This is a genomic window from Lysinibacillus pakistanensis (assembly GCF_030123245.1).
Classification (GTDB): Bacteria; Bacillota; Bacilli; order Bacillales_A; family Planococcaceae; genus Lysinibacillus; species Lysinibacillus pakistanensis.
The window spans coordinates 2,742,297-2,768,630 of record NZ_CP126101.1; the positions used below are offsets into that span (position 1 = coordinate 2,742,297).

The window sequence follows — 26,334 nt, forward strand, 5'->3', positions numbered from 1 at the left end:
TTTTACATTTTCTGTTTTATTCAGTATTATATTGATAATAAGCAATTGGAGGTATTACTATGTCACAATCAAAAGCCAAAAAGAAACGTATGCATTTAAAGCGTACAAAAGGAAAAAATGTTGAAATCGATCGTCAATCCTCCCCTTTTAGTACACATGAACGTGTCACAAAGACAAGGCAAGAAACCTTAGAACGCAACTTCACAAAATACAAAAAGCAGCGTATAGATGAATAAACATTCTATATACTGCTTTTTTATTTATGATAGATTGTAAAATGATCTAGTGTTTTGTGTAATTATTTGAGCCGCTTCCTGTGTTAATATCCCCTTTATTGATGCAATAGCCGCTATAGAATGATTCATCATCCAGGGAGATGTACGTTTATTTTCAAAAAGACCTTCAAATGGCCAAGGCCCATCCGTTTCTACCATGATTAGCTCGATTGGATATCTCGTAATAAGCTGTTGAATCTCCTCCTCATATGTACAATCAGGTGTAACAGAAATAAAATAGCCATTCTGGATCATGCGTTCTATTACTTTCTCATCTCCCTTGAACCAATGGAAATGGGCTTTCGTTACTTGATGTTTTTCAAGCAAATCACAAACAAATGCTGCATCCTCATAAACGGCATGTAAAATAATTGGTTTATCTAATTCCTTTGCTAACAAAATAAACCTTTCCAATAATGCTGTATATGGACGATAATCAATAGATTTTTCTTGCTTTAAATAATAAGGCAAACCTACTTCCCCTATTGCTATCATTTCATGAGCATGTTGACGTATCCAATTAAATAAAGCATCCATTTCCATTTTACTAGGTAAGACTTGCTCCGGATGAAAGCCAAATGCAGCCTTTACATTTTTATAGGTTTTCGATAGCATCCATGTTTTTTCACATGATGCAAGATTCATACTGACAGCAATAACATATTCAGCCGCCTCTAGTAAAGAGGGTATCTCGTTGTCTTGATACTGATCTAAATGAATATGAGCATCAATCAACATAAGCATCATCCTTTTCTTCTTTTAAAAACATAAATAATTGCTCTTTTAATGCTGTAAATGTCTCAGAATGACGAATCTTCTCTTGTCGTGGTCGTGCAAAAGGAACAATTATTTCTTTTTTAATTGTTGCTGGCCGTTTTGATAGCACAATAATCCGATCTGCCAAAAATAGCGCTTCCTCAATACTATGGGTAACAAATAAAATGGATTTTCGATATTTTTCCCAAATGGATAATAGCCAAGCCTGCATTTCCAGTCTCGTAAACTCATCTAGTGCAGAAAATGGCTCATCTAAGCATAATATAGGCTTGTCACTAACTATTGCACGGATAAAGGACACTCGTTGTTGCATACCGCCAGATAGCTCATTCGGATAGGCATTAATAAATGAAGCAAGACCCACTTTTGCTAACCACTCCTTGGCAAGTTCCACATTCGGCTTTTGCTGAAGCTCCTCTACAATTGTGACATTTTCTAAAATGGTTCGCCATGGTAGTAAGCAGGGTTGCTGAGGCATATAGCCAATAGTTCCTCTTTTTTGCTGTATATCTGTACCATCTAATAAAATGGCTCCCTTATCAATAGAAGAAACACCACCAATTAGTTGAAATAGCGTGCTTTTCCCGCTACCAGATGGACCAATGATTGCCACAAATTCACCGTCCTTTACCTCAAAGGATAAATCTTGAATGACCTGAAGAGAATCAAAGGATTTATCAATATTTTGAACGCTTAGCATGGAATCCTCTCCCCTTCACAATGATTTTTTCTAGCAGTCGAATAGCGCTAAATAACACTAAACTTAAGCATATAATAGCCAAAATGGCCACAAACACACGATCTGTACGAAATGATGACTGTGCCAATGTCATATAGACTCCTATCCCCTTTTTAGCACCTAGCCATTCCGCAATAACAGCCCCCATAACGCTGTAGGTAGCGGCAATTTTAATGCCCGAAAAAATAGATGGGTATGCAAATGGCCATTCTAGCTTCCAAAAGGTTTGTGCCTTTGTTGCCCCAATCATCTCAAAATAATGCTTCAACTCTGGTGAGGTTTGACGAAAGCCATCCATTGCTGCAATAACAATCGGAAAAAAGCATACCAGGCAAATAATGATAAGCTTAGGTAATAAACCAAAGCCAAACCAAATAATTAACAAGGGCGCTAGGACAAGTATTGGAACGTTTTGTGACATAATAAGAATGGGATAAAATAGCTCTCGAATAAATGAAAAACGATGTAGGAGAACAGCAACTGCTAGTCCACAACATATGCCAATCGTAAGTCCTAGTAAAGCTAATTGTACTGTTGCAAAGGCATGAGGCATAAATGTTTCAAACGATCGTATCCCTTCTGTTAAAATAGCACTTGGTGACGGTAATAACCAATGTGGGATGTCTGCTAAACGCACGATTAGCTCCCATATGAATAAGAGGAAGGCGATAAAAATTATCGACCTTCCCTTTTGTATTGCCTGCTTCATCACTGGTATTTCTCCGTTAATGTATCCATTGTAATACCGGATGGTTGATATAAAATTTTCACTTGTGTAATAACATTGATGGCACCAAGCTCTATCATCTTAATATTCATTCGTTCAATAATTTGTAATAACGTTGTCAGCTCACCCTCCATTGTTGTTTCTAAAGGGTGCACCTCATATTTCACGCCTGAGGCATCAATAATAGCAATGGCCGCATCAACAAATGGAATAACATCTTCATATTTTTCTGTTTTCGGAATAATTTGCACACTGATTAATGAGTTTGCCATGTTACTTCGTCTCCTTTTTCGGTAAAAAGTCGTTTGTAAATGCTTGTTCTGCGTTAAATTCGCCCTCTAAAACGTTGTTGCTAGTCATCCACTTCGCATAGTTTTCCCAGACAGCTAGCTTTTGCTCGCCCCATTGAGCAGCGTCATCCTGATATTTATCTGCCAGCCACTCCTGACTTTTATGCACAAGATCTTTATCTAAATCAGGTACTGCCTCAAGTAAAACATCTGCCGCCTCACTTGGATTACTGATCGCGTATTCATAGCCCTTTGCCACGGCAGCGACAAATGCTTCAACGGTCTTTGGATCATCCTTAATCATTTTTTCATTTGTAGCAAGAACGGGTGTATAATAATCCAGTTGGTCACTATAATCTGTTAAATACAGCATGTTCAGTTTTTCACCACGAAGCTCAGCTTCAATCCCAGTCCAAGCATAATAAATCCATGCAAAATCAATATCTTTTTTCATCATTGTAAAGAAATCTATATCACCAGCATTAATAATATCTAATTTATTAATATCCGCATTTTCAGTTTGCATTAATGATTGTAGTACGGCCTGCTCTAATGGAGCTCCCCAGCCGCCATATGTTTTCCCTTCAAATTTCTTCGGTGATGTAATGCCTTTAGAAGCTATTGAGGCAAAGCCAGAAGTATTATGCTGAATAATCGCTGCAATCGATACTAGAGGTACACCCTGTACACGAGCCTGTGTAATTCCCTCCTGATAGCTTACGCCAAATTGTGCCTTGCCAGATGCTACAAGCTGATCCGCTCCTGCGTCACCAGGTTGTAATATATCAACATCTAAGCCCTGCTCTTCAAAATAACCTAATTTCTTAGCAACATATAACCCTGTATGATTTGTATTTGGTGCCCAATCGAGTACAACAGATATCTTTTTCAATGCATGCTCATCCTTGTTGGCATCCTTTTTTTCGCTACAGCCCGCTAATGTTAAAAGGGTAGCCATAAGAACCAATAACCATTTTTTCATGCTGATTCCTCCCAGTAAATAGTGTGAAAGTGTTCATGAATGAATGTTTTAACCAGAAGAAAGCGTATTTATGGATTGTCTGCACCCAAGACATGTACATTTAACAAAAAAACGCCCAGGATTTCTCCCAGACGTTGTCAATCAATATCAAAAATTTACTTTTTTTGAATAGATGTTCCCTACGCTGGTACGAGCCAAATCAGGTTCAAAGGGTCAGCGTCTAACGGACACAATCTCAGCTGGCAACTACCAGCCCCCCTACATTCTTTCCATATGAACTTTTCGATGATTATTATACCCATATCTCACTGCAAATGACAAGGCACTATTTAATAATAACGCTGTAAAAATATTTTAATTGCATCATCTTTCGCTTCATGAATTCCATCCTCCGTGAGATACTTTTCATTTAGCCCAAATACCTGTAATGTTCCTTCCTTTGTATAACGTGGTATTAAAAGAGCTAATGAAACATCTTTAAAGGCGTAAAGTGGTGTTAATGAACCATCTTCTTCGACTTGATATAATCTAAAGCGGTAATGTTCCTCTTTCGGTATCCATTCGTAAATAGCAAGATTATTTTGATAGGCTGTTAAAGTAAGGGCTTTTTTACCATCAAGTTTATGATAGGAGCCATCTACTAAATCAACATATCCTGTCTCTAAGCTATCTTCAGTTCTAAAGGAGGCATAGATTTTATGGTCAGTAAGTGCCACGTCATGTATGCCTTTCAAAGGTAAATCGTATTGTTTTTCTTTTTCCGTTCCAACATCATAGAGCGTAAAGCTGACCGTTTCTACTCCATCTTTTTTAAAGGCTCTTGGTAGGAGCAACTGATTGTCCTGATAAATTGGCTGACTTACTGCACTATTATCAAAGGCTTGTTTAAATTGTTTTACCTCGTTTGTACGCAAATTTGTTAAGCTATAAATGGTATGACCTGTCCTTGTGTCAGACATTTCTGTCAGTAGCGTATCATCTTCTAAACCCATAAAAGTTTCCGTAGAAAAGCCTTTGACCTCTAATGTTTCTCTATTTTTTACAAACACAGAATTCCTATCATCAGCCATCCAAGCAAGCCAATCTTCATTTACTAACATTTCTGAAATAGGGAATTCACTTGTTACTTCCGCTTTTTCAATATGTGTATCGAGTGCATAGGAATAAATGGTATTACCCTCGTAATAATAAAAGGAGTTCGTTGCATCATCAAAGACAGCTGTAGATAATGTATTAGCAGATCGACCAGGGATACTAACTTCTTCATAGGATTGTTCACTTATTTGCGAAATCATCAATTGTTCCTTTATTTCATCTATAAATGGATAACTTAGTAATGCTGTAAGTGCTAAAGCTGAAAATCCTACTGCTACGGGCTTCCACACATGTTTTTTTACAGGGGTTTGCTGTTGCTCAAATCTTACATGAGCAGCTTCTAAAATCTCTTCTTTTTTTTGGGGAGTTAATGCTAATTGATCTGGTATAGTAGCCTTTAATCGATTACGTAAATTCATTTCCATTATAAAATCCCTCCTTTTCTAATTGGATGCCTACTCGTTTTCTCCCTCTTGCTAGCCTTGTTTTCACTGTATTGACTGAACATTGTAAAATGGATGCGATATCGGTGATAGATAGTTCATCATAGTAATAAAGCCAAAGGACCTCTCGATATTTCGTTTCTAATGTTGTAATGCTATGAGCAATAACATCCATTTCCTCCTGCTTTAAAATTTGAGATTCCACTGAAGTAGAGGCTTCCTGCTTTTTAAAAAGATTAGTTAACTCTGTTTTCCGATATGTCCAGCTCTTAAAGTAATTGTGACACTCGTTGACGACCATACGGTATAAGTAAGTTTTGACACTAGAACGTCCTTCAAATTGCTCCATATGAATGTAATAGCGGATGAATACTTCCTGTACAATATCCTCTGCCCTTTCTTTACTTTTTACATATGTATAAGCTAGTCGAAGTAAGTAATGACCGTATAAATCCATAACCTCCCGTAAATGTATATCTCTTTGTTGTTTCTCCAAGCAATTCCCTCCCTTCATCAATTTGTATAAGTTAGACAAAGCACATTGCTCGTTGGTTTCATCTTTTCATTAATTTTATATTAATACCATTATTTATCTGGTACTGAACAACAATTAAAGAAGGGCACTAAATAACTAAAAAAGTCAATTTGCATCACATTTTTGTGGCAAATCGACTTTTTTTAGTGTCCTTCTCATTAAGAGATCAGCTTGGGTTTTGTTCTTTTTTTACTGTTAATACATGTGAAATCTGTCCATCAGTTGCAATATCTACCTTGAATGAGCCATTTGAATGACGATCTGCTCGCGTTAATGCTTGTACATCAATAACCTCTTGCACACCTTTTTCAGTTTCAATGATAACATGCTCCTCATCTGTAGCCTTGACTACTGCAACGATACGATGAGGGTTAGCTTTTAATTCAGTTAACACCTTTAAGCCCCGTTTTGCGCGACTTGCCATCTCAACTTCAGCTACATTCATTTTCTTAACAGCACCACGCTGCGTTACAATAACAACATATTCTGTGTCGTTTGGCTGTAAAACATTGATACCCACTAATGCTTCCCCATCTTTTAAGGTAATTCCTTTAACACCACCAGTTTTGACACCAGTTACTGGTAATTCCTCCGTTGGGAAACGAATCGCATAGGCTGTATCGGTTGTTAATAGTAATTCAGTGTCATCCGTTACAAAATCTGCAAAAATCATTTCATCGCCAGCTTTAACATTCATTGTCTTTATCGGCTTCGAATAACGGGTAACTGCATAATCTGCTAAAGGCGAGCGTTTAATTTGTCCATCTTTCGTAGCCGTTAAAATATAAGTATTCGCTTGCTCAAATGTCTCGAAACCATAGACCGCAATAATGGATTCATCCTCTCCAGTTGGCACAATACTAGAAATATGCTGACCGAGATCCTTCCAGCGAATGTCTGGTAGCTCATGAACAGGCTGATAAATATAATTGCCTCGATTTGTGAACAGCAGCAGATGATGCTGTGTATTTAAGTTTTCTTCATATAATAAATAATCTGAATCCTTCATCGCAATATCCTGACCATTTGAGGCTGCATGGGAACGTGTGGAAGTACGTTTAATATAACCATCCTTAGTCACAGTCACGACAACCTCTTCACTTGGTACAAGGACATCTAATGTAATTTTGATTTCTTCAATTTCTTGTTCAATTTTCGAACGGCGTGGCTCTGTAAAGCGTTTTTTAATATCAAGCAACTCCTGTTTTATGACGCGGATAAGCTTTGCCTCACTATTAAGAATGCCTTCTAGCTTGGCAATTAATTTATTTAATTCATCCTGTTCTTGGCGAAGCTCTGTAATGTCCGTGTTCGTTAAACGGTATAATTGCAAGCTAACGATCGCCTCTGATTGTACCTCTGTAAAGTCAAACTTAGTTTGTAAGTTTAATTTCGCATCTTTTTTATCATTTGAAGAACGAATTGTCGCAATTACTTCATCTAAAATAGACAATGCCTTAATTAAGCCGTCAACGATATGCGAACGATCCTTAGCCTTTTGTAAATCATAGATTGAACGGTTGGTAACGACTTCTTTTTGATGTGCAATATACGCATCAAGTAATAATGGCAATGTCATCATCGTTGGACGACGATTATGAATGGCAATCATATTAAAATTATAAGCTACTTGTAAATCTGTTGTTTTAAATAAATAATTTAAAATACCTTGTCCTGGTACATCTTTTTTCAGTTCAATGACCACACGTAAACCTGTACGATCCGATTCATCACGAATTTCCGCAATACCTTCTAGACGCTTATCAACACGTTGCTCATCTATTTTTTTAACAAGGTTCGCTTTATTAACATCATATGGCAATTCCGTAATGACAATCTGCTCTTTGCCACCCTTAATTGGCTCCACAGCGGCTTGTGCACGGACAATGATTTTACCGCGGCCCGTTTCATAAGCTTTTTTGATGCCATCAACACCTTGAATAATGCCACCTGTTGGGAAATCTGGACCTTTAATAACGGTCATCAACTCATCAACCGTTGAGTGAGGCTTTTCTAAGCGCATTAGAACCCCGTCAAGCACCTCATCAAGAGCATGTGGAGGAATATCAGTTGCATAGCCGGCTGAAATACCTGTTGAGCCATTCACTAGTAAATTCGGGAAGCGTGCTGGTAAAACGGTTGGCTCCATATCCTGATCATCAAAGTTTGGCACGAATTCAACGGTTTTCTTGCCGATATCACGTAGCATCTCTGCAGCAATAGCTGAAAGTCTTGCTTCCGTATAACGCATCGCTGCTGGCGGATCACCATCTACTGACCCGTTGTTCCCATGCATTTCAATAAGCATATGACGCGCTTTCCAATCTTGACTCATGCGCACCATAGCCTCATAAACTGAGCTATCACCATGAGGATGATAGTTCCCAATTACATTCCCGACTGTTTTAGCGGATTTTCGAAATGGTTTATCATGTGTATTCCCCTCAGAAAACATTGCATATAATATACGACGCTGCACAGGCTTAAGACCGTCACGTGCATCAGGCAACGCGCGGTCTTGAATAATATATTTACTATAGCGACCAAAACGGTCACCCATCACTTCTTCTAAAGGTAAATCTTGAAACTTTTCCGTACTACTCATGCTTGGTCCTCCTCTTGTTGGATGAATTCATTGTCTAAAATATTTGAATCATCCTCCATACCGAAGTTTACATTGGCTTCGATCCATTTACGACGTGGTTCAACTTTATCGCCCATTAATGTTGTAACACGTCGTTCAGCACGTGCACCATCCTCAATCGTTACACGAATTAATGTGCGTGTTTCTGGGTTCATCGTCGTATCCCACAGCTGGTCTGCATTCATCTCACCAAGACCTTTATAGCGCTGTAGTATGTAACCCTTTCCAACTTTTTTGATGGCATTCTGTAAATCATTTTCAGTCCAAGCATATTCAATCACTTCTTTTTTACCAGTGCCCTTAGAAATTTTATACAGTGGTGGTAAGGCAATAAAGACCTTGCCTGCTTCAATTAATGGACGCATGTAACGGTAGAAAAACGTTAATAGCAACACTTGAATATGTGCACCATCTGTATCGGCATCGGTCATAATAACGACTTTATCATAGGCTGAATCTTCAACAGAGAAATCTGTACCAACACCTGCACCAATAGCATGAATAATCGTTGAAATTTCCTCATTTTTCATGATGTCCTGTAGCTTGGCTTTTTCCGTATTAATGACTTTACCGCGCAAAGGTAATATTGCTTGGAATGTACGATCACGCCCTTGCTTTGCTGAGCCTCCAGCAGAATCTCCTTCGACTAAATATAGCTCGTTTTTCGCTGCATTGCGAGATTGTGCGGGCGTTAATTTTCCTGAAAGGATGGTACTGGCCTTTTTGTTCTTTTTGCCATTTCGTGCATCTTCACGTGCTTTACGAGCCGCTTCACGAACTTGCTGTGCACGAATAGCTTTACGCACAAGGGATGCAGATAGCTCAGCATTTTCCTCTAGTACATATAAAATTTGCTCAGAGACCACACTATCTACGGCAGAACGAGCCTCACTCGTTCCTAGCTTGCCTTTTGTTTGACCCTCAAATTGTAGTAAATGTTCAGGAATACGTACAGACACAATTGCTGCTAGACCCTCACGAATATCTGTCCCTTCAAGGTTTTTATCTTTATCTTTTAACAGACCTATCTTTCTTGCGTATTCATTAAATACACGTGTTAATGCTGCTTTTGCGCCTGTTTCATGTGTGCCGCCATCACGTGTACGAACATTGTTAACAAAAGACAGAATTGTTTCTGAATAGCCATCGTTATATTGGAATGCAAATTCTACTTCAATATCATCCTGAATCCCTTCCACATATTTGACAGGATGAAGAACGTCTTTCTCCTCATTCAAATACGCAACGAAAGCTTCAATGCCGTTCTCATAAAAGAACACATCACCTTTGCCTTCCTCGCGTTCATCAATTAACTCAATTTTTAAGCCCTTCAATAAAAATGCTGACTCACGTAAACGTTCTGCAAGTGTATCATAATTAAACTTTGTAACAGAGAAAATCTTGTCATCTGGTAGAAAATGGACTAGAGTACCTGTCTGTTTCGTACTGCCGATTTCTTCAAGTGTCGTAACTGGATGACCACCATTTTCAAAACGTTGGCAATATTTCTTACCGTCGCGATGTATGGTTACCTCTAAAAATGTTGATAACGCATTAACGACAGAAGAACCTACGCCATGTAAACCGCCACTTGTTTTATAGCCGCCTTGTCCAAATTTGCCACCAGCATGTAAAACCGTAAAAATAATTTCAGGTGTTGGCTTTCCCATCTTATGCATACCAGTAGGCATTCCACGACCGAAGTCTCGCACGCTAATACTTTGATCTTTATGAATCTTGACAATAATATGAGAACCAAAGCCAGCCAATGCTTCATCCACCGCATTATCCACGATTTCATACACGAGGTGATGAAGACCACGGCCATCTGTAGAACCGATATACATGCCGGGTCTCTTTCGTACCGCTTCTAATCCTTCTAATACTTGTATAGCGTCATCATTATAGACGCTTGGTGACTGTTTATTCGTCAAAAAATTCCCCTCCAAAAAACAAACGCATGTTCTATTTATCTTCTCTTCCTAATAATAATAGCATTTCCTGTCAATAGCTAGCGACAGGCCCAATAAAATTTTTTATTCCTCACAGCTTCTTCGTTTTTAAAAGTAATTATCCGCATTGTCATAAGCTGTTATATTCCCTTGACGCAAGGACCTAAGCTTTTGTTGCATAAATCGATTATGCCACAGCGTAATGACATCCAAATTTCTCCATAATCAAGCTCCTCTTAAAAAATCATCCGCTACATACGCCCCTTAAGGGTAAAAGTTGTCTGTATCTGAGGCTAAGCTTTCGATACAAGAACATTACCGCTTCAAGATAAGACATCGAATGACTAATAACCGATTATAAACTTTCAGCTAAAACAAAGATAGCTCGTGAAGGTTTTCAATTCTTCATGCAGAAGCATTTGATAGCCACTTGAATAAGAGTGGATATGTATGAACAACTAAGTGGGTATCTTCTGTCTGACTGATGATTTATACTAGCATTTCCATGAAATTTAAGATAGACTTCTATTCTACCAAAGGAAAGGATGATTGACAAAATTGCCATTTTACCTATATTTTTAGAAAAGGATTGTCTTGATGTTAGGATACTCGTGTCAAATAGCCTAACCTCAATCATTATACATATCGAAACCCTTGAAAAAATAGTTATCTTTTGTATTGAATTCAAGGAACGTCATGAAATCTCCTTCATGCCGTTGTAGATTATCAAGAAAAAGTGTAAAATACTTGTTACAAACTATTAGTACCAAGTGATGAATTACCAATGAAAGGAGTCCAACTATGGTAAATGGACTTATTATTTTATGTGCTTATCTAATTGGCTCTATACCTTCTGGATTATGGATAGGCAAAATTTTTTATAAAACTGACATTCGTGAACATGGTAGTGGTAATCTGGGTGCCACGAATACCTTCCGTATCTTAGGAAAAACAGCAGGAATTGTCGTAACCATTATGGATGTCTTAAAAGGGACAGCGGCTGTATTGTTAGTAGCACTACCGATATTTTCCGAAGTCTCCATACACTCGTTAATTCTTGGACTTATAGCGGTTATTGGTCATATGTTCCCTATTTTTGCAAGCTTCCGCGGAGGGAAGGCCGTAGCGACATCCGCTGGCGTTCTCTTAGGATATACATGGCCATTATTTGTCTTACTTTTTATTACGTTCATTGTAATGTTAAAAGTCACAAAGATTGTAAGTTTAACATCCATGATTGCCGCTTTAGTAGCACTTATTTATTCAATCGTTTATTATTTTGTTACAGGTGATTTTGCGTTAAGCATTTTAGTCGCATGTTTATTCACCTTTATTATTTATCGTCACCGCGCAAACATTGGCCGCATTAAAAATGGGACCGAGCCAAAGGTGAAATGGCTGTAGCAAAGAGAGGAGCATTCTAATGAATATTGCACTAACAGATGAAGCCCTACATTGGTTTAAACGAGAAATGGAAGTAGAAACAGGCGATACCATTCGTTTTTATGCAAGATACGGAGGTTCCAGTCCATTTCATGAAGGCTTTTCTCTTGGTATGACTCGTGAGGAACCAATCGAGATTGGTGTTAAAACAGTGATTGATGGAGTTACCTACTATATTGATGAAAAAGATGTATGGTTTTTTAATAACCATAACCTACATGTAGATATTGATGCTACAAACGATGAATTAAAATATGACTATCGTAAATAAAGCCGTGTTTCCTTTCGTTTCTACGAGGGGAACACGGCTTTTTCATTTCCCCAACAATTAAATAGAATAATTTCCTACCTTTGTTTATCTATCCTGAAATTTGTCCATTCTATTGGTAGTGAATGCACACTTGGAGGAGGAAAGTAAATGTCCGTTTCAAAAAGTACAGATGCCTCCCAACCAAATTCCAACAATGAACTCCTATATAGTTCACTTTCGAGCAATGTCAAACTGATTCGAAACACACTTGGAAATAGTAATGATTTGGTTATCCGAGAAATACTGATTGGAAAAGCTGACAAGCATACAATCGCAATTGTTTATATGGATGGCTTATCTGATAAAACAACCATTTCGGATACTGTTATTGATAAGCTCATGCACGATATGGTTGAAGCAAATGGCTCAGAAACAGATATAGAAGCTATTCATCAATATATAAGAGAATCTTGTTTGACAGTCGGTGACGCAAATAATATTTCTCATTTCTCTGCACTATATACCGAAATTTTAAATGGCAATACAGTCATTTTATTAAATGGATGTACTATTGGTATCGTGACAAGTACAAAAGGTGCAAAAGATCGAGAGGTTACAGAACCATCAACAGAATCTGTAATTAGAGGTCCCAGGGAATCCTTTACTGAAACGTTACGCACAAACACAGCCCTTATCCGCCGAAAAATAAAAAGTCCTAATCTTTGGATAAAATCTCGTGTGGTTGGAGAGGTAACGCAAACAGATGTAGCTGTTATGTATATAAATGGCATTGCAAATGACAAAATAGTGGCAGAGGTTCTAGCACGCATAGATCGTATTAACATTGACGGCATTCTAGAAAGTGGCTATATTGAGGATTTTATTCAAGATTCTAGATTCACATTGTTTCCAACAATCTATAATTCTGAACGACCTGATGTTATTGCTGGAGAATTGTTAGACGGGAAAATTGCTATTTTAGTGGATGGTACACCCTTTGTGTTGGTGGTACCCGCTTTATTTACTTCCTTTTTACAATCTGCGGAGGATTACTATCAAAATTGGATCATCAGCTCTCTTATTCGGTTATTAAGATTTTTAGGAATAAGCCTAGCATTGGTGGCACCGTCACTCTATGTAGCTATTACCACCTTTCATCAAGAAATGCTTCCAACCGCTATGCTTATTAGTATTGCCTCCCAACGAGAAGGCGTTCCCTTCCCTGCAGTGGTTGAAGCACTTATTATGGAGGTTGCCTTTGAGGTGTTACGAGAAGCAGGTCTTCGTATGCCAAGAACCATTGGACCTGCTGTATCCATTGTGGGAACCTTAGTCATTGGTCAGGCAGCCGTTGAAGCAGGAATTGTATCGGCTGTAATGGTAATTATAGTATCTTTAACCGCGATTTGTAGCTTCCTGTTCCCTGCCTATGGCTTATCAAACACCATTCGAGTTCTACGTTTTCCATTAATGATTGTAGCAGCAATGCTAGGTTTATTTGGTGTTATGTTTGGAATTATAATCATTATCCTACATTTATGCAGCATTCGCTCTTTTGGTGTGCCGTATTTAAGTCCATTCGGTCCACTAATTTTAAAGGATCAAAAAGATGCGTTAGTATTATTTCCTCGAAGAGCGCTATTGACTCGACCACGCTTAGTCAGTCAAAAAAATAATGTTAGAGGACATAAGTATTTGGATACGAAAAAAAGAAATAAATCTAATGTATAAACGAGGAATGGCACATGTCAAAATTCAGCTTAATTTGTTTCCTCCTCATCCTCCCTTTACTACTAAGTGGTTGCTGGAGTAAGCGTGAACTAAATGAATTAGCAATTGTCGTCGCATTAGGGGTGGATAAGGTTGATGATGAATATGAATTATCAATTCAAGTGGTAGATCCTAGTGAAATTTCTACTAGGCAGCCATCTACTGGACGAACTCCTGTCATTACCTATCATGCAACAGGAGAAACCATTTTTGAAGCTGTTCGAAAAATGACGGCTTTAGCAGCTAGGAAACCCTATTTTTCTCATCTTCGGATTGTTGTTATCGGTGAGGAATTAGCGAAAGAGGGAATAAACGAAGCGCTGGATTTAATTTCCAGAGACCATGAATTTCGAAATGATTTTGATGTCATCCTCTCTCATCAGGCAACTGCAAAAGATGTTTTAAATGTGTTAACACCGATTGAAAAAGTACCAGCCAACAAAATGCTAAATTCTTTGAGAGTGTCAGAAAAAGTTTGGGGCTCCACCATTTCCATCAATATCGATGATTTAGTTAATACTTTAAACAACAATGAAAAAAGCGCTATCCTTTCAGCTATTGAAATACATGGTGATCCAAAATTAGGTATGGATCAGACAAATGTAAAAAAAGTGAAAACCCCTGTACTTTTAAAATATGCTGGATTAGCCGTCTTTAAAAAAGATAGATATATCGGACTTTTAACAGAAGATGAAAGTAGAGGCCTTAGCTTTATCAATGACAAAATAGAGAGCACCATTGAGATTATCCCTTGCACAAAAGGAGGTACACTATCAACTGAAATTACCAAATCAACTACCAAAGTAAAAGGTAATTTTAAAAAGGGCTCTCCTCATATAAATGTGCATATTGACGTAGAACAAAATGTTGGAGAAGTTGAATGTGATATGAAGCTTTCTAACAATAAATCCATTAAATATATAAATAAAAAAACGGAGAAAATGATTAAACAACAAGTTGAACATACAATCAGAACCGTTCAGCAAAATTATCAAGTCGATGTTTTTGGTTTCAGCGAAGTACTCCATCGTTCAGATGCTAAACAGTGGAAAAAAATAAAAAATGACTGGGAGACAATTTTCCCTGAACTTCCTATTAACGTTGAGGTTCATGTTAATACACAGGGATTAGGAACTATACAAAACTCATTATTGCATAAATCCAAAAAGGAGGAGTAAGGTCATGGTAATGACGCTATTTATCCTTATTATTTCGTCTATAATTGCCTTTGCTTTTATTCCACAATTAAAGAAAAAAAAAGAAACCAAAACGATCATTACTTTTTCAGTTATTTTAATATTGGCTACTGCAATAAATATTGGCATCGCATTAAAGCTTAAGATTCCAAGTCCACTTGACTTTATCACGTTTATTTTTTCGCCAATCAGAGATCTAATTGTTTCACTTACAAAATAAAAAAGAAGGGGTTGCTCATAATGGAAAAGGAAATCATTAGTTCAAGACAATTTATGATCATCACCCTTCTCTTTTCTATTGGAACTGCCATATTAATTATTCCTGCCACTATAGCAAGTGCGGCAAAGCAAGATGCATGGATTGCGGCAATTATCGGAGTCGCAATAAGCTTTATCTTAGTAAAGCTATATATTTCTTTAGGAAAACGCACACCTTCCCTTACATTTATTGAGGCAAATGAAAAAATACTAGGTCGCTTTTTGGGGAAATTTACAGCGGTCGGCTTTATTTTTCTTACCTTTCTTTCCTCAGGGGAATTATTATATTTTATTGGCATTTTTATGAAAACAGAAGTAATGCCAGAAACCCCTACGATGGCATTTGCACTGCTGTTTAGTATTATCATTGTGTATGCTGCTTTTCTCGGTATAGAAGTATTTGCTCGTTCTACAGAGATTCTATTTCCCATTTTTATCTTGATTTTTATCATCTTTGCAGTTTGTATCACACCTCAGATTAGCTTCGATAATGTACAGCCAATCTTGGAAACACCTAAAAAATCCTTTTTATATAGTATTATTCGATTTATGAGTATTTTTTCTTTTCCACTTGTTGTACTGCTAATGCTTTTCCCATCTGCTGTGAATGTCCAAAAATCTGCACAAAAGGGATTTTACATTGGAGCAATTATCGGTGGTATTGTCTTAATTATAATAATTACCCTGTGTATCCTTGTGCTTGGTCCTTCAAATACCGCCTCTCGCACCTTTCCTAGCTATGCATTGGCGCAAAGAATTTCAATTGGTAATTTTTTGCAGCGCATTGAAATTATTATGGCAGGCATGTGGATTATATCTATTTATATTCGAACATTTATGTATTTTTACGCCTCAGTCATTGGTGTAGCGCAGTTATGTAAGATACAGGATCATCGTCCACTTATTTTTCCATTTGGTTTATTAATGATTGGTCTTTCTCAAATTATTCATCCTAATATTGTTCATTCCAATGTCTACAATAATGAAATTTGGCCTATATTTTCTGCGATATTTACTGTTATTTTACCGTTAACGTTGCTGATAATCGCGAAGATTCGCAAAATAGATGGGAATTCACAAGGTGAAAATAGCAATGAAAATCAAACAAATAACAATAATCATGCGCAGAAAGATAGTGAGAATAACAGCCATAATGCTTCAAAGGGTGATAATCATAAAGAGAGCGATTCTAAAAATGACGCACAAAATGAGAATAAACTTGAACTAGAAAGCCAAAAAGATAATAAGCCAAATGAAAATGATGTAAAAATTGATCAAGATACAAATGACCATTAAAAAATGATGACCTTATAAATTAGCCAGGTCATCATTTTAATCATTTATTTCGCCTTAATCCCGTTAAACACTGTTTCCATAATTAACAATGCAGCTGAGTTTTTGGCGATATTCCCCTCCTGTACTTGCTGCCACATCGTAAATAGGAGTGAGTATAAGACATTAAGCATCCATTCACTAGTCATATCCTGACGTAAATACCCTTGTTTTTGTAATTGGATAATTGTCTGTCTAATCGGCTCCTTAAGCTGATCCTCAGCAGCCAAAAGTTCGGAACTGTAATTCACAGAGCATTCATGTGCAAGAAAATAAATTTTATCTCCTAATGGAATTAAAGCCTCAACAAGTCTCGGGATATAGGATTCCAGCTTTTCCTCATCCACTGGTATTTCATTTATGGTTTCGCTGACAACCTGAACAGCTCTGAAACCTAATTGCAACATTAGTTGATCCCTGTTTTCAATATAGCGGTGTAATGTAGCGATACCAATACCAGCATAGTTAGCGATGTCGGTTAAGGATGCTGTCGGCTTTTCGACGAGGAGCTCTGTAGCTGCATCTAATATAGCATGAAGCCTAGCCTCTTTTGCGTTTTTCATCATGCTTCACTTCTTTCCAAAAATAAGGTGAATACTAGATAGTGTATACTACCAATTGATACAATTGTAGAATACAGGACACTGGAATTCAACCTACTTGCCCATCGTGAAGGCTGTTCTTACAAGGAAATAAAACATTTTGCACTGCTATGAATACCACTACCCATTCTGAACCCAGACATCCTTCGCATACTTTCTGTTATGCTGATGCTGCTCTAACCAGTCTATTGCCTCCTTCTCTCCTACCCCTTTTTTAGATTGATAAGTCTGCTGTAGCATAGCTTCTACAGCTGGTGCCATATGATTACCATCTCCACAAACATATAATCGTCCATTATTATTTAACATTTCGATGATATTTGAGGAATATGGCTCCATTACTTGCTGCACATAAGCTTTCGGAGTTCCTTCTTTACGGGAAAATGCCGTGTGTAGTGTCACAATTCCATCCTTTTCAAATTGCTCAAGCTCCTCACGGTAAATAAAATCAGCCTCATTTCTACAGCCGAAGAATAGATGTGCTTGCCCAAGGGGAATTCCTCGCTTTTTCATGGCAGCGCGAGCCTGTAAAAAACCTCTAAATGGTGCTACGCCAGTTCCATGTCCAACCATTATAATCGATGTAGTCGCATCCTCTGGCAGCTGGAATCCTGAATCAACTGAGCGTATAAACATTACTAGTGACTCCCCTGGTTGACACTGTGCCAAATAATTTGATGCTACGCCATGATAGTCTCCTCGACCACTCCAGGCTGGTTCCCTTACTACACCTACTGTAATGCTTAGGCGTTCAGGATCTTCCTTTGGTGAACTAGAAATAGAGTAATATCTAGGCTTTAAAGGAGGTAGTAAGGCTATAAATTTTTCAAATGGTAATTCACAGGCTTCGTACATTTCAAGAAGCTCTAGCATGGATAACCGTTTATTTAATACCTGCTCCTTATAAATATCTTCTTGTAATAAATGCTCTAATTCACGTTTATGTGGCGGACACTCTGTATAAACCGCTAGCTCTCGTATTTGTATACGACTAGCAGTCTCCTGCAATTCAACACTAGTGGCAAGCACCTCGTATAAGCTAACCGGAAAATCTGTAGGAAGATGCAACCCATTTCCATTAGACGAAATGATTAGCTGATCATTGGCATTCAATTTAAATCGACGAAGAACTCGATGGATGAGCTTGCTGCTATTTTTGGGTATCACGCCAAGGTGATCCCCCTCCTGATAGCTTAATTCCTTTGGCAATGCAATTTCAATATGACGTGTACTTCGGTCACTATTGGCTGTTTGAAGCTCTTCATTTTTTATAATCGATGCATAACGGGCACCGTGTTTTAAAGCAAGTGGTACCGTTGCTAAGCCTTTTACAACTTGAATGGACAATTTTGTTTGTTCTAGTAGCATATTGTCATCTAACGTTAAATCATATGTCACTTTCATGGTTCTCCACAGTTGTTCTAGCCAGTTCTCCAATTGCTTTTCAAAATCTGCACTTACGTCCGCTTCCCCATGTGGCAAAATTCTTGTAGCCCCTTTAATGGCAAGCTGTTCATCTATTGTTCGAGGGACCTTTTGATACGTATAATGCCAATTTCGATCTCCGCAGCCAAACACAGCATAATTTATTCCTTTTAGACTATTCTCATTACTATTCTCTAGCCATGCAAGAAACTTTCGAGCGTTTCTTGGGGGATGACCATTATAAGAAGAGCAAACAATTAGTACAGCGCCCTCTTTAGGTAATTTTCCAGCATACTCATCTAGCGTAGCGACTTCACTTCGAATACCATACAGAACAGCTTCATCTGCTAACTGTTTGGCAATTCTTTCAGTAGTTCCTAAATCAGAACCATAGAGGATTAGCAAAGACATTTTTGCATTCTCTACACTAGGTTTTGGTAGAGGATACATTTTTTCTTGTCGCTGAGGTGCTACTGTCTTTTCCGGATCAATTACTCGATTACGCTGCTTTACTCGAATTTTAAAATCACCTGGCTTTATCGTTAGAGTTTGCTGTATTTTTAATTGATAATTGTCATAATCGATTAATTCAAAACGCTGTAGAATCATTCCTAATACCAATGTTGCTTCATGAAGGGCAAATTGCATGCCGATACAGGCACGCTGACCATTTCCAAACGGTTTAAAGGCATGTGTAGGAACATTCTGAGAATCTTCAAAGCGCTCTGGATAAAATTGTTCCGCATTTTCACCCCACGCATTTTTATCACGATGAAGCTGTGGCAGTAGGACACTGATATTGTCACCTTTTTTAATCAGGTACTTGTCGCCAATGACAGTATCCTCTTTTGCATAAAGCTCAAAGCCAGGTGCTGTCGGCCATAATCGTAATGATTCATTTAAAATTAGGCGAATGTACTTTAGCTGTAAAATCTGTTCATATGTCGGTGTTTCTTCAGTCAAGATTTGATCAACTTCAGCATAAGCCTTCTCTAAAACTTCAGGATGCTTGATTAAAAAATAGAGTGCAAAGGACAGCAATCCGCTAGTCGTTTCATGTCCGGCTATCAAAAATGTGATGATTTGATAACGAATATTTTCATCGCTCAGTGTTTCTCCTGTGTCTGGATCTTTTATATTTAACATGCGGCCTAGTAAATCTATCTGCTCCTGCGTACCTCTTGCCTTTCGCTCCTCAATAATTTTATCTACTAATGTAAACATTGTTTCAATGTCTTCGTTAAATTGGCGCCTTGTGCCAACCATCATCAGATTTTGTATCTTTAATCGGGAACTTTTTAACATAGCTTCATTTAAAGCACGGACCATGCTCATAATAAAAGGGCTATGTGTTTCTCTATAAAAGCTATTAAAGCGATAATTGAAGCCACAAAGTCCAATTGTATCTAGCGTCAATCGTGTCATATCCTCAGGGACATCAATTTCCTCCATCGGATTTAAGCGTTCCCATTTTTGTATCAGCTGTGTACTAATATCTATCATCATCGAATGATAATCTTTCATAGCATGTTTACTAAACGTGGGAAGTAGGATGTTATGAGCCTTTTGCCAATTCGGTTCAGTTGTTCTGCTTGTAAATAGACCATCACCGCCAAAAGCACGAACATTTTCCAACTCACTATATATCTGTTTATCAAAACGAGAAACATCACAAACATCAGCTACCAATTCATGACCAGATATTACTAAGCTAGTATAACCTGGAATTTCTAATCGATATATCGGCCCATACTCTTCTGCAAGCTTACAAAGTGATAATGTTGGCTGCTCTTTATCGATTAAAGGCAAATGGCCAAGTGGACCAAATGTTTTTGGTTTTGGAACATCCTCTACACTAATCATCATGAATCCCTTCTTTCAGCAAATTTAAAATGATAGTTAAATCTATCATTTGATAAAATAATATACCATGCATTATGTAGATTCAACTTTATAGAAATTGTCAAAGGAAAAAATGGCAGTATTTGTGAACAAAGAGTGAAATAGCAAAAGCCCAACCTCTCACTCTAATCAGTTGAGACATTGGGCTTTTGAACCTTAAATTTAATTAAATATGATATTCAATTTCATCAACGAAATCCCATTCATATGGTGTTTCCTGATAAACATAGTAATTCAACCAGTTTGAGAATAATAAATGGGTGTGGGCACGCCATGTATTAATGGGCTCGTTTGCTGGGTCGTCATTCGGGAAATAGTTCACCGGGACAGCAATGTCTAACCCCTTCGCAACATCTCGTCCGTATTCATCTGCTAAGGTTGTCGCGTCATATTCAAGATGACCTGTAATCATAATGTTTTTATTATCCTTGGACTGCACAATAAATACACCAGCTTCCTCTGAATAGGACAGTAAACGTAAATCAGGATGATTGCGTACTTCATTGATTGAAACAGATGTATAACGAGAATGTGGTGCTGTAAATAAATCACTAAAGCCACGCACTAAGTCCACTGTTAAATCTGTAATGACATGCGAGTAAACCCCAGAGCATTTCGCTGGAAGTTCAACCTTCCCGATCCCATAATGATGATATAAAGCAGCCTGTGCCCCCCAACATATATGTAGAATGGATGTCACATTTTTCTTAGACCAATCCATAATTTGCGAGATTTCCTGCCAATAATTTACTTCTTCAAAAGCCATTTTCTCTACAGGCGCTCCCGTAATAATCATGCCATCAAAGCGGCGATGACGAATTTGTTGGAAAGTTGTGTAAAAAAGCTGTAAATGTGATTTACTAACATTTTTTGATTCATGTGTTGCTGTATTTAAAAATGTAATATTGACTTGCAGTGGCGTATTCCCGAGTAAGCGCAGTAATTGCAGCTCTGTCTTCTCTTTCTCAGGCATTAAGTTTAAAATTAATATATTTAATGGACGAATTTGTTGTGTTTTCGCACGATCCTCTTCCATCACGAAGATTTTTTCCTCTCGTAAATGTTCTCCAGCAGGTAAGTTCTTTGGAATATTAATTGGCATCTTGCATTCCCCTCTCTTTTATTTATAAATGTGTTAATCGTAATGATTACAATGACACTTTTATGAAATTAAAAAATCCCCCTCATTCCATGCGAGATAGAATGAGAAGGACTTTACCACGTTCACTCTTATCTCTCAAAGGAAAATACCTTTGCTGGAATTAGCACCTTTCTAACATTTGTTAGAGGTTGCTGAAGCGTCATCGGGCCAAATCCCTCAGCTTCTCTTGATAAGATTATTTAATTAAATTGAATTGTAACATGAACAATTAAGAATATCAATAAAACATAGAATATTTTGTCATTACAATGCATGTTCAGCTCAATTTTGATGAACACTAATTATCATAGCAACATATGAAATTTTATGGTAAACATGCTGTAATTATGTTAACATATACCTTTAGTAACAGAGAGGAACGTGAACTAGCTTGATTAAAATTGAATTTCCAAAACCAGATGTAGTGATTCGCCAGCGTGAGCAAGATGTAAAGCCTGGGGATGTACCTATTACACCATACCACGGGTTTATTGACTTCCATAAAATCACACGAGACAAAGGTGGCATTTTCTTATTTTACAATGAGAAAAATGAGCTTTTATTTGTCGGTAAAGCGCGTAAAATTCGTCAACGTATAAAAAAGCATTTTGAAGACAATGTATCGCCTATGAAAAATCATCGTCAAGAAATCTTCAAAATTGAGGTATATGAAATCGAAGATCCTATGGAACGTGAAATTTACGAAACATATGCCATTAATGTTTTCCGCTCTAAATATAATGTTGATAAAGTATTTTATTAAAAAGAATCTGCTTGCCTTTGTAAACCTTAAGAGGCAAGCAGATTCTTTATTTTTTACTCTACAAAAAATGCTTTTCGTTCTTTCGTAATCCATTCCTCAAGCTCATGATCATCTCGTCTTAGTAGACGATTAATCAGGACGTCATGCCAAATATAATCTTCTAATAAATAGATGTGAACCGGATCATTAGTAATAAAAGCGGTTTCAAGATTTGAAGGAGAATGTCCATAAATCATCTCTTGCCCATCGATAGACAAGATAAACCAATGGCGAGTGGAAGATTTTTTTGTATAATAGGTCATTCGATGCCTATCAATGGATGACACAGGTTCATCCACGTATAGCGTAATACCGTGTACAGCGACCTGTTCAGCCACCTCAAAAATATCCTCTCGTAATGCTTCATACATCTCTTCCCACATAGAAAGAAGTACCTTTTTCTCCGCTTTTTTTAATAATGACTGACAATAATTAATAATTGTCTGCCTGCCTTTTAGCATTAACACTTTAGGTTCCGCTTCCTGCTCCTTAGATTCTAATTTTTCTAATTGATCACTAATAGACGTAAAATTCGATTGCCAACGCTGCTGTATTTGCTGAAGAAACATCTCAACAGGAATAGAACAATAGGTTGTTTGATCAGCAGCTTCCTCTTTTAGCACTAATCCTTTTTCAACGAGTACATCCAGTATGTCATAAATTCTTGCTCGAGGAATACCAGAATTTTTGCTGACCTGATATGCACTAATATGGCTCTTTTGTACAAGTGCTGTATAGGCTTTAGCCTCATATTCTGTAAATCCTAGCTCTTTTAATTGGGCGATTAATTCATCCATCCAATCCCTCCATTTCCTTTATTATAGAATAATTTGACGAATAGAAGCCAATGAAAAAAAATCTTTACAGAGAAACAAAAATTAGTTACTATTTCAGTAGTAACTATCTAATGAGGTGTCAACATGTTTTTTGAAGTAGATGTAAATGTAGTAATTTTATTAATTGCGTTTGGATTTCTCGCTGCTTTTGTAGACTCAGTGGTTGGCGGTGGAGGCTTAATCTCATTGCCTGCTCTGTTGTTTGCGGGTTTAAATCCTGCAGCAGCGGTTGCAACCAATAAGCTAGCAGGTACCATGGGTTCGTTAACCTCTACAATTTCCTTTTATCGTTCAGGACAGCTAGATATTCGTTCTGTTTTAAAATACTTTCCACTCGCCTTTGTGGGGTCATTGTTTGGCGCATGGACTGTGCATTTAATCAATCCCTCTCTACTCAAGCCAATCATGCTTATAATGCTTGCAGGAGTAGCCGTTTATACGATTTTTAAAAAGGATTGGGGCTCTGTATCCGCTGTCAAAACATTATCGCCTTTACACTTGGTTTTATTTATGTTTTTGCTATTTAGTATTGGCTTCTATGATGGATTTCTCGGCCCAGGTACAGGTTCATTCTTAATCTTTAGTTTTTTACTTGTTGGCTTTGACTTTTTAAAGGCAGCAGGTAATGCAAAGTTTTTAAATTTAGCAAGTAACTGTGCTGGTCTTTTAATGTTCATCTACTTAGGACAAGTTCATTTTGCCTATGGATTCATAATGGGTATCGCTCAAATTGCTGGTGCAATGGTGGGTTCACGTGTAGCCATTAAAAAAGGTAGCGGTTTTGTACGGGTTTTATTTATCATTGTGACTATAACATTATTAACAAAAAATGCATATGATTACTTTGTACATTAATAGCCATGAAAAATGCCGTGAATAATAAAGTTATTAAATTTTGATTAATAAAAGCTAAGAGCCTTCCTACATTCTACGTAGTAAGGCTCTTTAAAGTTGTTTCGTTTAAGTGTAACTCTTCACAATTACTTGATATTATATAGGTGAATAGAAAGATAAATTAAAATTTAGTTTAGCAGTTGTAAAAGTAGGTTATTTATATTATTCTCTTATAATTTTTCAAAAAGGAGAGTTTATGAAAAAGATTATTGTTTTTGTATTAACGATATTTATATTATTCTCAGGATTCGCAACACAAAGTTATGCGTTGTCAGATTCGAAATCTGCGGCAATACAAACGTTGCTAGATGATGCCTGTCGTATATCAGGTGTGCCGGGAATGTCAATCTCAATACTTGCTGATGATGAAGTGTTCTACTTTTCTTCAGGGTATGCAGACCGTGAAAAGGGGCTGTCTGCAAGTGAAAATACACTCTATGAGTTGGCCTCGGTCAGTAAAGCTTTTACCGGTATGGGTATTATACTGTTGGAAGAGCAAGGGCTGCTCTCAATGACTGACCCTGTCCAAAAATATTTACCTTGGTTTACGTTAAAGTATCAAGGGAAACCTGTTGATATGCAAAGCCTTACACTAAATAACTTTCTTCACCATACCAGTGGTCTAACAAATATTAGGCATACTCAAAATATTCCTCAAGGCAATACACCGGATATGTTGCAAAAGACTGTGGAAATGCTCGTGGATGCTGAATTGGCGTTCCCTCCCGGTGAACAGTATAACTATGGAACTGTTAATTATGACGTATTGGGTTTGGTTATTGAGATTGTGTCGCGACAAAGCTATGAAGACTTTATGAGGGAACAGGTATTTCAGCCATTAGGTCTTCACCAGACGTATGTTTATAAAGAAGATGCTCAAGCCACTGGACAGTTGGCGCAGGGCTACCGTTCTTCCTTTTTTATGACAACTCCATTTAAAGCTCCGGATTATGCTGGGAATAAACCCGCAGGCTACATCATTTCTAATACAAAAGATATGGCGCGTTGGATGGGCATACAAATGGGTATCGTGCAGGACATACCCGAAATATTTCACACGGTTATCGAAAAATCACATAGGGGTGATATGTCTGTTTCGGCTGTCAACGATATGTATTATGCGGCAGGCTGGTCGGTAAACGCCGACCAAACGATTGTAGAACACACTGGGGGCAATCCAAATTTCAGAACCGAAGTAGCCATACTGCTAAATGAACGAACAGCCATCAGCTTGCTGAGCAACGGCGCAAATACCAATATAAACCTGGTACTAAAAGTTAAAGATATATTAGACGGCAATCTAACTCAGTCATATGAAATAAGTGGCACACAGCTTTTGGATATCATTTTGTCGTCTATTACAATTATTCTTTGCCTATTGGCCGTTTTGCTTTTTCTCTTAGGATTACGCAGAAGGAAAACGAATGAGCGGCAGCCAATGACAAAAAAGAGAATAATCGTAACAGTTATTTTCCTGATCGCTACGGTTGCCCTGGGGATACTATGCTTTGCTTTCGATTGGTCAACGATACTTATTTGGCAAACATATAGTGTTCTTACAGCTTTGATTTCGTCAGCATTATTAACAGCAAGCATTACATGGTTTGTATACACTCACCGATAAAATACGTCGCTCCCAAGATAAGCATAATGTTAAGTAATTAAATTTCAATTTATCGGTATGCTTAATTTGAAAAACATTAGACACTTCGGAGTCTTTTTTAATATCATCGACAATTTTCCCAGTCAAACCTAATTACTATTGCTTCCACTAACCTGCTCCGTTCGAGGAATAAGGATTTTTAAACAACTATATTATTTTTTAAACGACTTTATTGTAAATTAAACAACTTTATTATTTCTGCACAGTGAATTTTCGTCCACGGCATTTATCTAAATCCATTTTGCCTCGGCATAATTGCGTCCGGAATCGGCTTTGTGCTTAGGCCTCCTTGATACAGGTCAGTTAGCCGTTATCGCTATGGATGCGATGATTTTAGGCTAACATCTTTTATGAACTCCTT

Annotated in this window: 23 protein-coding genes and 2 riboswitches; of the genes, 10 read left to right on the top strand and 13 right to left on the bottom strand. The window is 37.5% G+C overall.

The window, feature by feature from the left end; genetic code table 11:
- The first annotated feature begins 59 nt into the window (after positions 1-59).
- Entirely contained in the window at positions 60-236 is a 177-nt protein-coding gene (locus QNH24_RS13510; protein WP_283868114.1) for a hypothetical protein, read from the top strand.
- A 24-nt stretch (positions 237-260) separates the two neighbouring features.
- On the opposite strand, the gene QNH24_RS13515 is transcribed toward QNH24_RS13510, so the two are convergent.
- The 9 genes from QNH24_RS13515 to parE form a co-directional block, all read right to left on the bottom strand.
- Positions 261-1,013 carry a TatD family hydrolase gene (locus QNH24_RS13515; RefSeq protein WP_283868115.1) on the bottom strand — a complete coding sequence of 251 codons (753 nt, stop codon included), beginning with the start codon at positions 1,011-1,013 and terminating at the stop codon, positions 261-263.
- The gene (locus QNH24_RS13520; protein ID WP_283868116.1) at positions 1,003-1,752 is read right to left on the bottom strand and encodes an ABC transporter ATP-binding protein; all 750 of its coding nucleotides are present in this window, start codon (positions 1,750-1,752) and stop codon (positions 1,003-1,005) included. The genes QNH24_RS13515 and QNH24_RS13520 overlap by 11 nt, the downstream gene beginning before the upstream one ends.
- The gene (locus QNH24_RS13525; protein WP_283872838.1) at positions 1,730-2,500 is read right to left on the bottom strand and encodes an ABC transporter permease; all 771 of its coding nucleotides are present in this window, start codon (positions 2,498-2,500) and stop codon (positions 1,730-1,732) included. The genes QNH24_RS13520 and QNH24_RS13525 overlap by 23 nt, the downstream gene beginning before the upstream one ends.
- Complete coding sequence (locus tag QNH24_RS13530) at positions 2,500-2,790, bottom strand: thiamine-binding protein (protein WP_054770681.1); 291 nt, start codon at positions 2,788-2,790, stop codon at positions 2,500-2,502. Before QNH24_RS13530 ends, QNH24_RS13525 begins: the two co-directional genes overlap by 1 nt.
- Position 2,791: 1 nt before the next feature.
- Positions 2,792-3,790 (bottom strand): ABC transporter substrate-binding protein, encoded by a 999-nt coding sequence (locus tag QNH24_RS13535; RefSeq protein ID WP_283868117.1) that lies wholly within the window; start codon positions 3,788-3,790, stop codon positions 2,792-2,794.
- Between the two features lie 159 nt (positions 3,791-3,949).
- A riboswitch (TPP riboswitch) is annotated at positions 3,950-4,060 on the bottom strand.
- 59 nt (positions 4,061-4,119) lie between these two features.
- On the bottom strand, positions 4,120-5,310 hold the full coding sequence (locus QNH24_RS13540) for a hypothetical protein (RefSeq protein WP_283868118.1): 1,191 nt from the start codon (positions 5,308-5,310) through the stop codon (positions 4,120-4,122).
- Positions 5,291-5,824 (bottom strand): sigma-70 family RNA polymerase sigma factor, encoded by a 534-nt coding sequence (locus QNH24_RS13545; RefSeq protein ID WP_283868119.1) that lies wholly within the window; start codon positions 5,822-5,824, stop codon positions 5,291-5,293. Before QNH24_RS13545 ends, QNH24_RS13540 begins: the two co-directional genes overlap by 20 nt.
- A 205-nt stretch (positions 5,825-6,029) precedes the next feature.
- Positions 6,030-8,468, bottom strand: coding sequence for a DNA topoisomerase IV subunit A (parC, locus tag QNH24_RS13550; protein ID WP_283868120.1), 2,439 nt, complete (start codon positions 8,466-8,468; stop codon positions 6,030-6,032).
- A complete protein-coding gene (gene parE / locus QNH24_RS13555) occupies positions 8,465-10,441 on the bottom strand; it encodes a DNA topoisomerase IV subunit B (protein WP_283868121.1) in 1,977 nt (658 codons plus the stop codon). The genes parC and parE overlap by 4 nt, the downstream gene beginning before the upstream one ends.
- 819 nt (positions 10,442-11,260) lie before the next feature.
- On the opposite strand from parE, the gene plsY reads away from it, so the two are divergent.
- The 6 genes from plsY to QNH24_RS13585 all read left to right on the top strand — a co-directional run bounded on the left by plsY (position 11,261) and on the right by QNH24_RS13585 (position 16,672).
- Positions 11,261-11,863 (top strand): glycerol-3-phosphate 1-O-acyltransferase PlsY, encoded by a 603-nt coding sequence (gene plsY / locus QNH24_RS13560; protein WP_283868122.1) that lies wholly within the window; start codon positions 11,261-11,263, stop codon positions 11,861-11,863.
- Positions 11,864-11,882: 19 nt separating this feature from the next.
- Positions 11,883-12,173: a HesB/YadR/YfhF family protein gene (locus QNH24_RS13565; protein ID WP_283868123.1), complete on the top strand. Its 291-nt coding sequence runs from the start codon at positions 11,883-11,885 to the stop codon at positions 12,171-12,173.
- A 147-nt stretch (positions 12,174-12,320) separates the two neighbouring features.
- Positions 12,321-13,883 (top strand): spore germination protein, encoded by a 1,563-nt coding sequence (locus QNH24_RS13570; protein ID WP_283868124.1) that lies wholly within the window; start codon positions 12,321-12,323, stop codon positions 13,881-13,883.
- Positions 13,884-13,897: 14 nt separating this feature from the next.
- The gene (locus tag QNH24_RS13575) at positions 13,898-15,100 is read left to right on the top strand and encodes a Ger(x)C family spore germination protein (RefSeq protein ID WP_283868125.1); all 1,203 of its coding nucleotides are present in this window, start codon (positions 13,898-13,900) and stop codon (positions 15,098-15,100) included.
- A 4-nt stretch (positions 15,101-15,104) separates the two neighbouring features.
- The gene (locus QNH24_RS13580; RefSeq protein WP_283868126.1) at positions 15,105-15,338 is read left to right on the top strand and encodes a hypothetical protein; all 234 of its coding nucleotides are present in this window, start codon (positions 15,105-15,107) and stop codon (positions 15,336-15,338) included.
- 20 nt (positions 15,339-15,358) lie between these two features.
- Positions 15,359-16,672: a GerAB/ArcD/ProY family transporter gene (locus tag QNH24_RS13585; RefSeq protein WP_283868127.1), complete on the top strand. Its 1,314-nt coding sequence runs from the start codon at positions 15,359-15,361 to the stop codon at positions 16,670-16,672.
- Between the two features lie 44 nt (positions 16,673-16,716).
- Here the strand turns inward: QNH24_RS13585 and QNH24_RS13590 are convergent, their stop codons facing one another.
- The 3 genes from QNH24_RS13590 to metA form a co-directional block, all read right to left on the bottom strand.
- The gene (locus tag QNH24_RS13590; RefSeq protein ID WP_283868128.1) at positions 16,717-17,271 is read right to left on the bottom strand and encodes a TetR/AcrR family transcriptional regulator; all 555 of its coding nucleotides are present in this window, start codon (positions 17,269-17,271) and stop codon (positions 16,717-16,719) included.
- A 159-nt stretch (positions 17,272-17,430) separates the two neighbouring features.
- Positions 17,431-20,598 (bottom strand): bifunctional cytochrome P450/NADPH--P450 reductase, encoded by a 3,168-nt coding sequence (locus QNH24_RS13595; RefSeq protein WP_283872840.1) that lies wholly within the window; start codon positions 20,596-20,598, stop codon positions 17,431-17,433.
- A 205-nt stretch (positions 20,599-20,803) separates the two neighbouring features.
- Complete coding sequence (metA, locus tag QNH24_RS13600) at positions 20,804-21,739, bottom strand: homoserine O-acetyltransferase MetA (RefSeq protein ID WP_283868129.1); 936 nt, start codon at positions 21,737-21,739, stop codon at positions 20,804-20,806.
- Between the two features lie 125 nt (positions 21,740-21,864).
- Positions 21,865-21,975: riboswitch (SAM riboswitch) on the bottom strand.
- Between the two features lie 194 nt (positions 21,976-22,169).
- Here metA and QNH24_RS13605 point away from each other — a divergent pair.
- Positions 22,170-22,541, top strand: coding sequence for a nucleotide excision repair endonuclease (locus tag QNH24_RS13605; protein WP_054770698.1), 372 nt, complete (start codon positions 22,170-22,172; stop codon positions 22,539-22,541).
- A gap of 53 nt (positions 22,542-22,594) precedes the next feature.
- Here the strand turns inward: QNH24_RS13605 and QNH24_RS13610 are convergent, their stop codons facing one another.
- Positions 22,595-23,377 (bottom strand): TrmB family transcriptional regulator, encoded by a 783-nt coding sequence (locus QNH24_RS13610; RefSeq protein ID WP_283868130.1) that lies wholly within the window; start codon positions 23,375-23,377, stop codon positions 22,595-22,597.
- Positions 23,378-23,500: 123 nt separating this feature from the next.
- Between QNH24_RS13610 and QNH24_RS13615 the strand changes: the two genes are divergently transcribed.
- Together QNH24_RS13615 and QNH24_RS13620 are read left to right on the top strand one after the other, a co-directional pair.
- Positions 23,501-24,271 carry a TSUP family transporter gene (locus QNH24_RS13615; protein ID WP_283868131.1) on the top strand — a complete coding sequence of 257 codons (771 nt, stop codon included), beginning with the start codon at positions 23,501-23,503 and terminating at the stop codon, positions 24,269-24,271.
- Between the two features lie 235 nt (positions 24,272-24,506).
- Entirely contained in the window at positions 24,507-25,934 is a 1,428-nt protein-coding gene (locus QNH24_RS13620) for a serine hydrolase domain-containing protein (protein WP_283868132.1), read from the top strand.
- Positions 25,935-26,334: the final 400 nt, after the last annotated feature.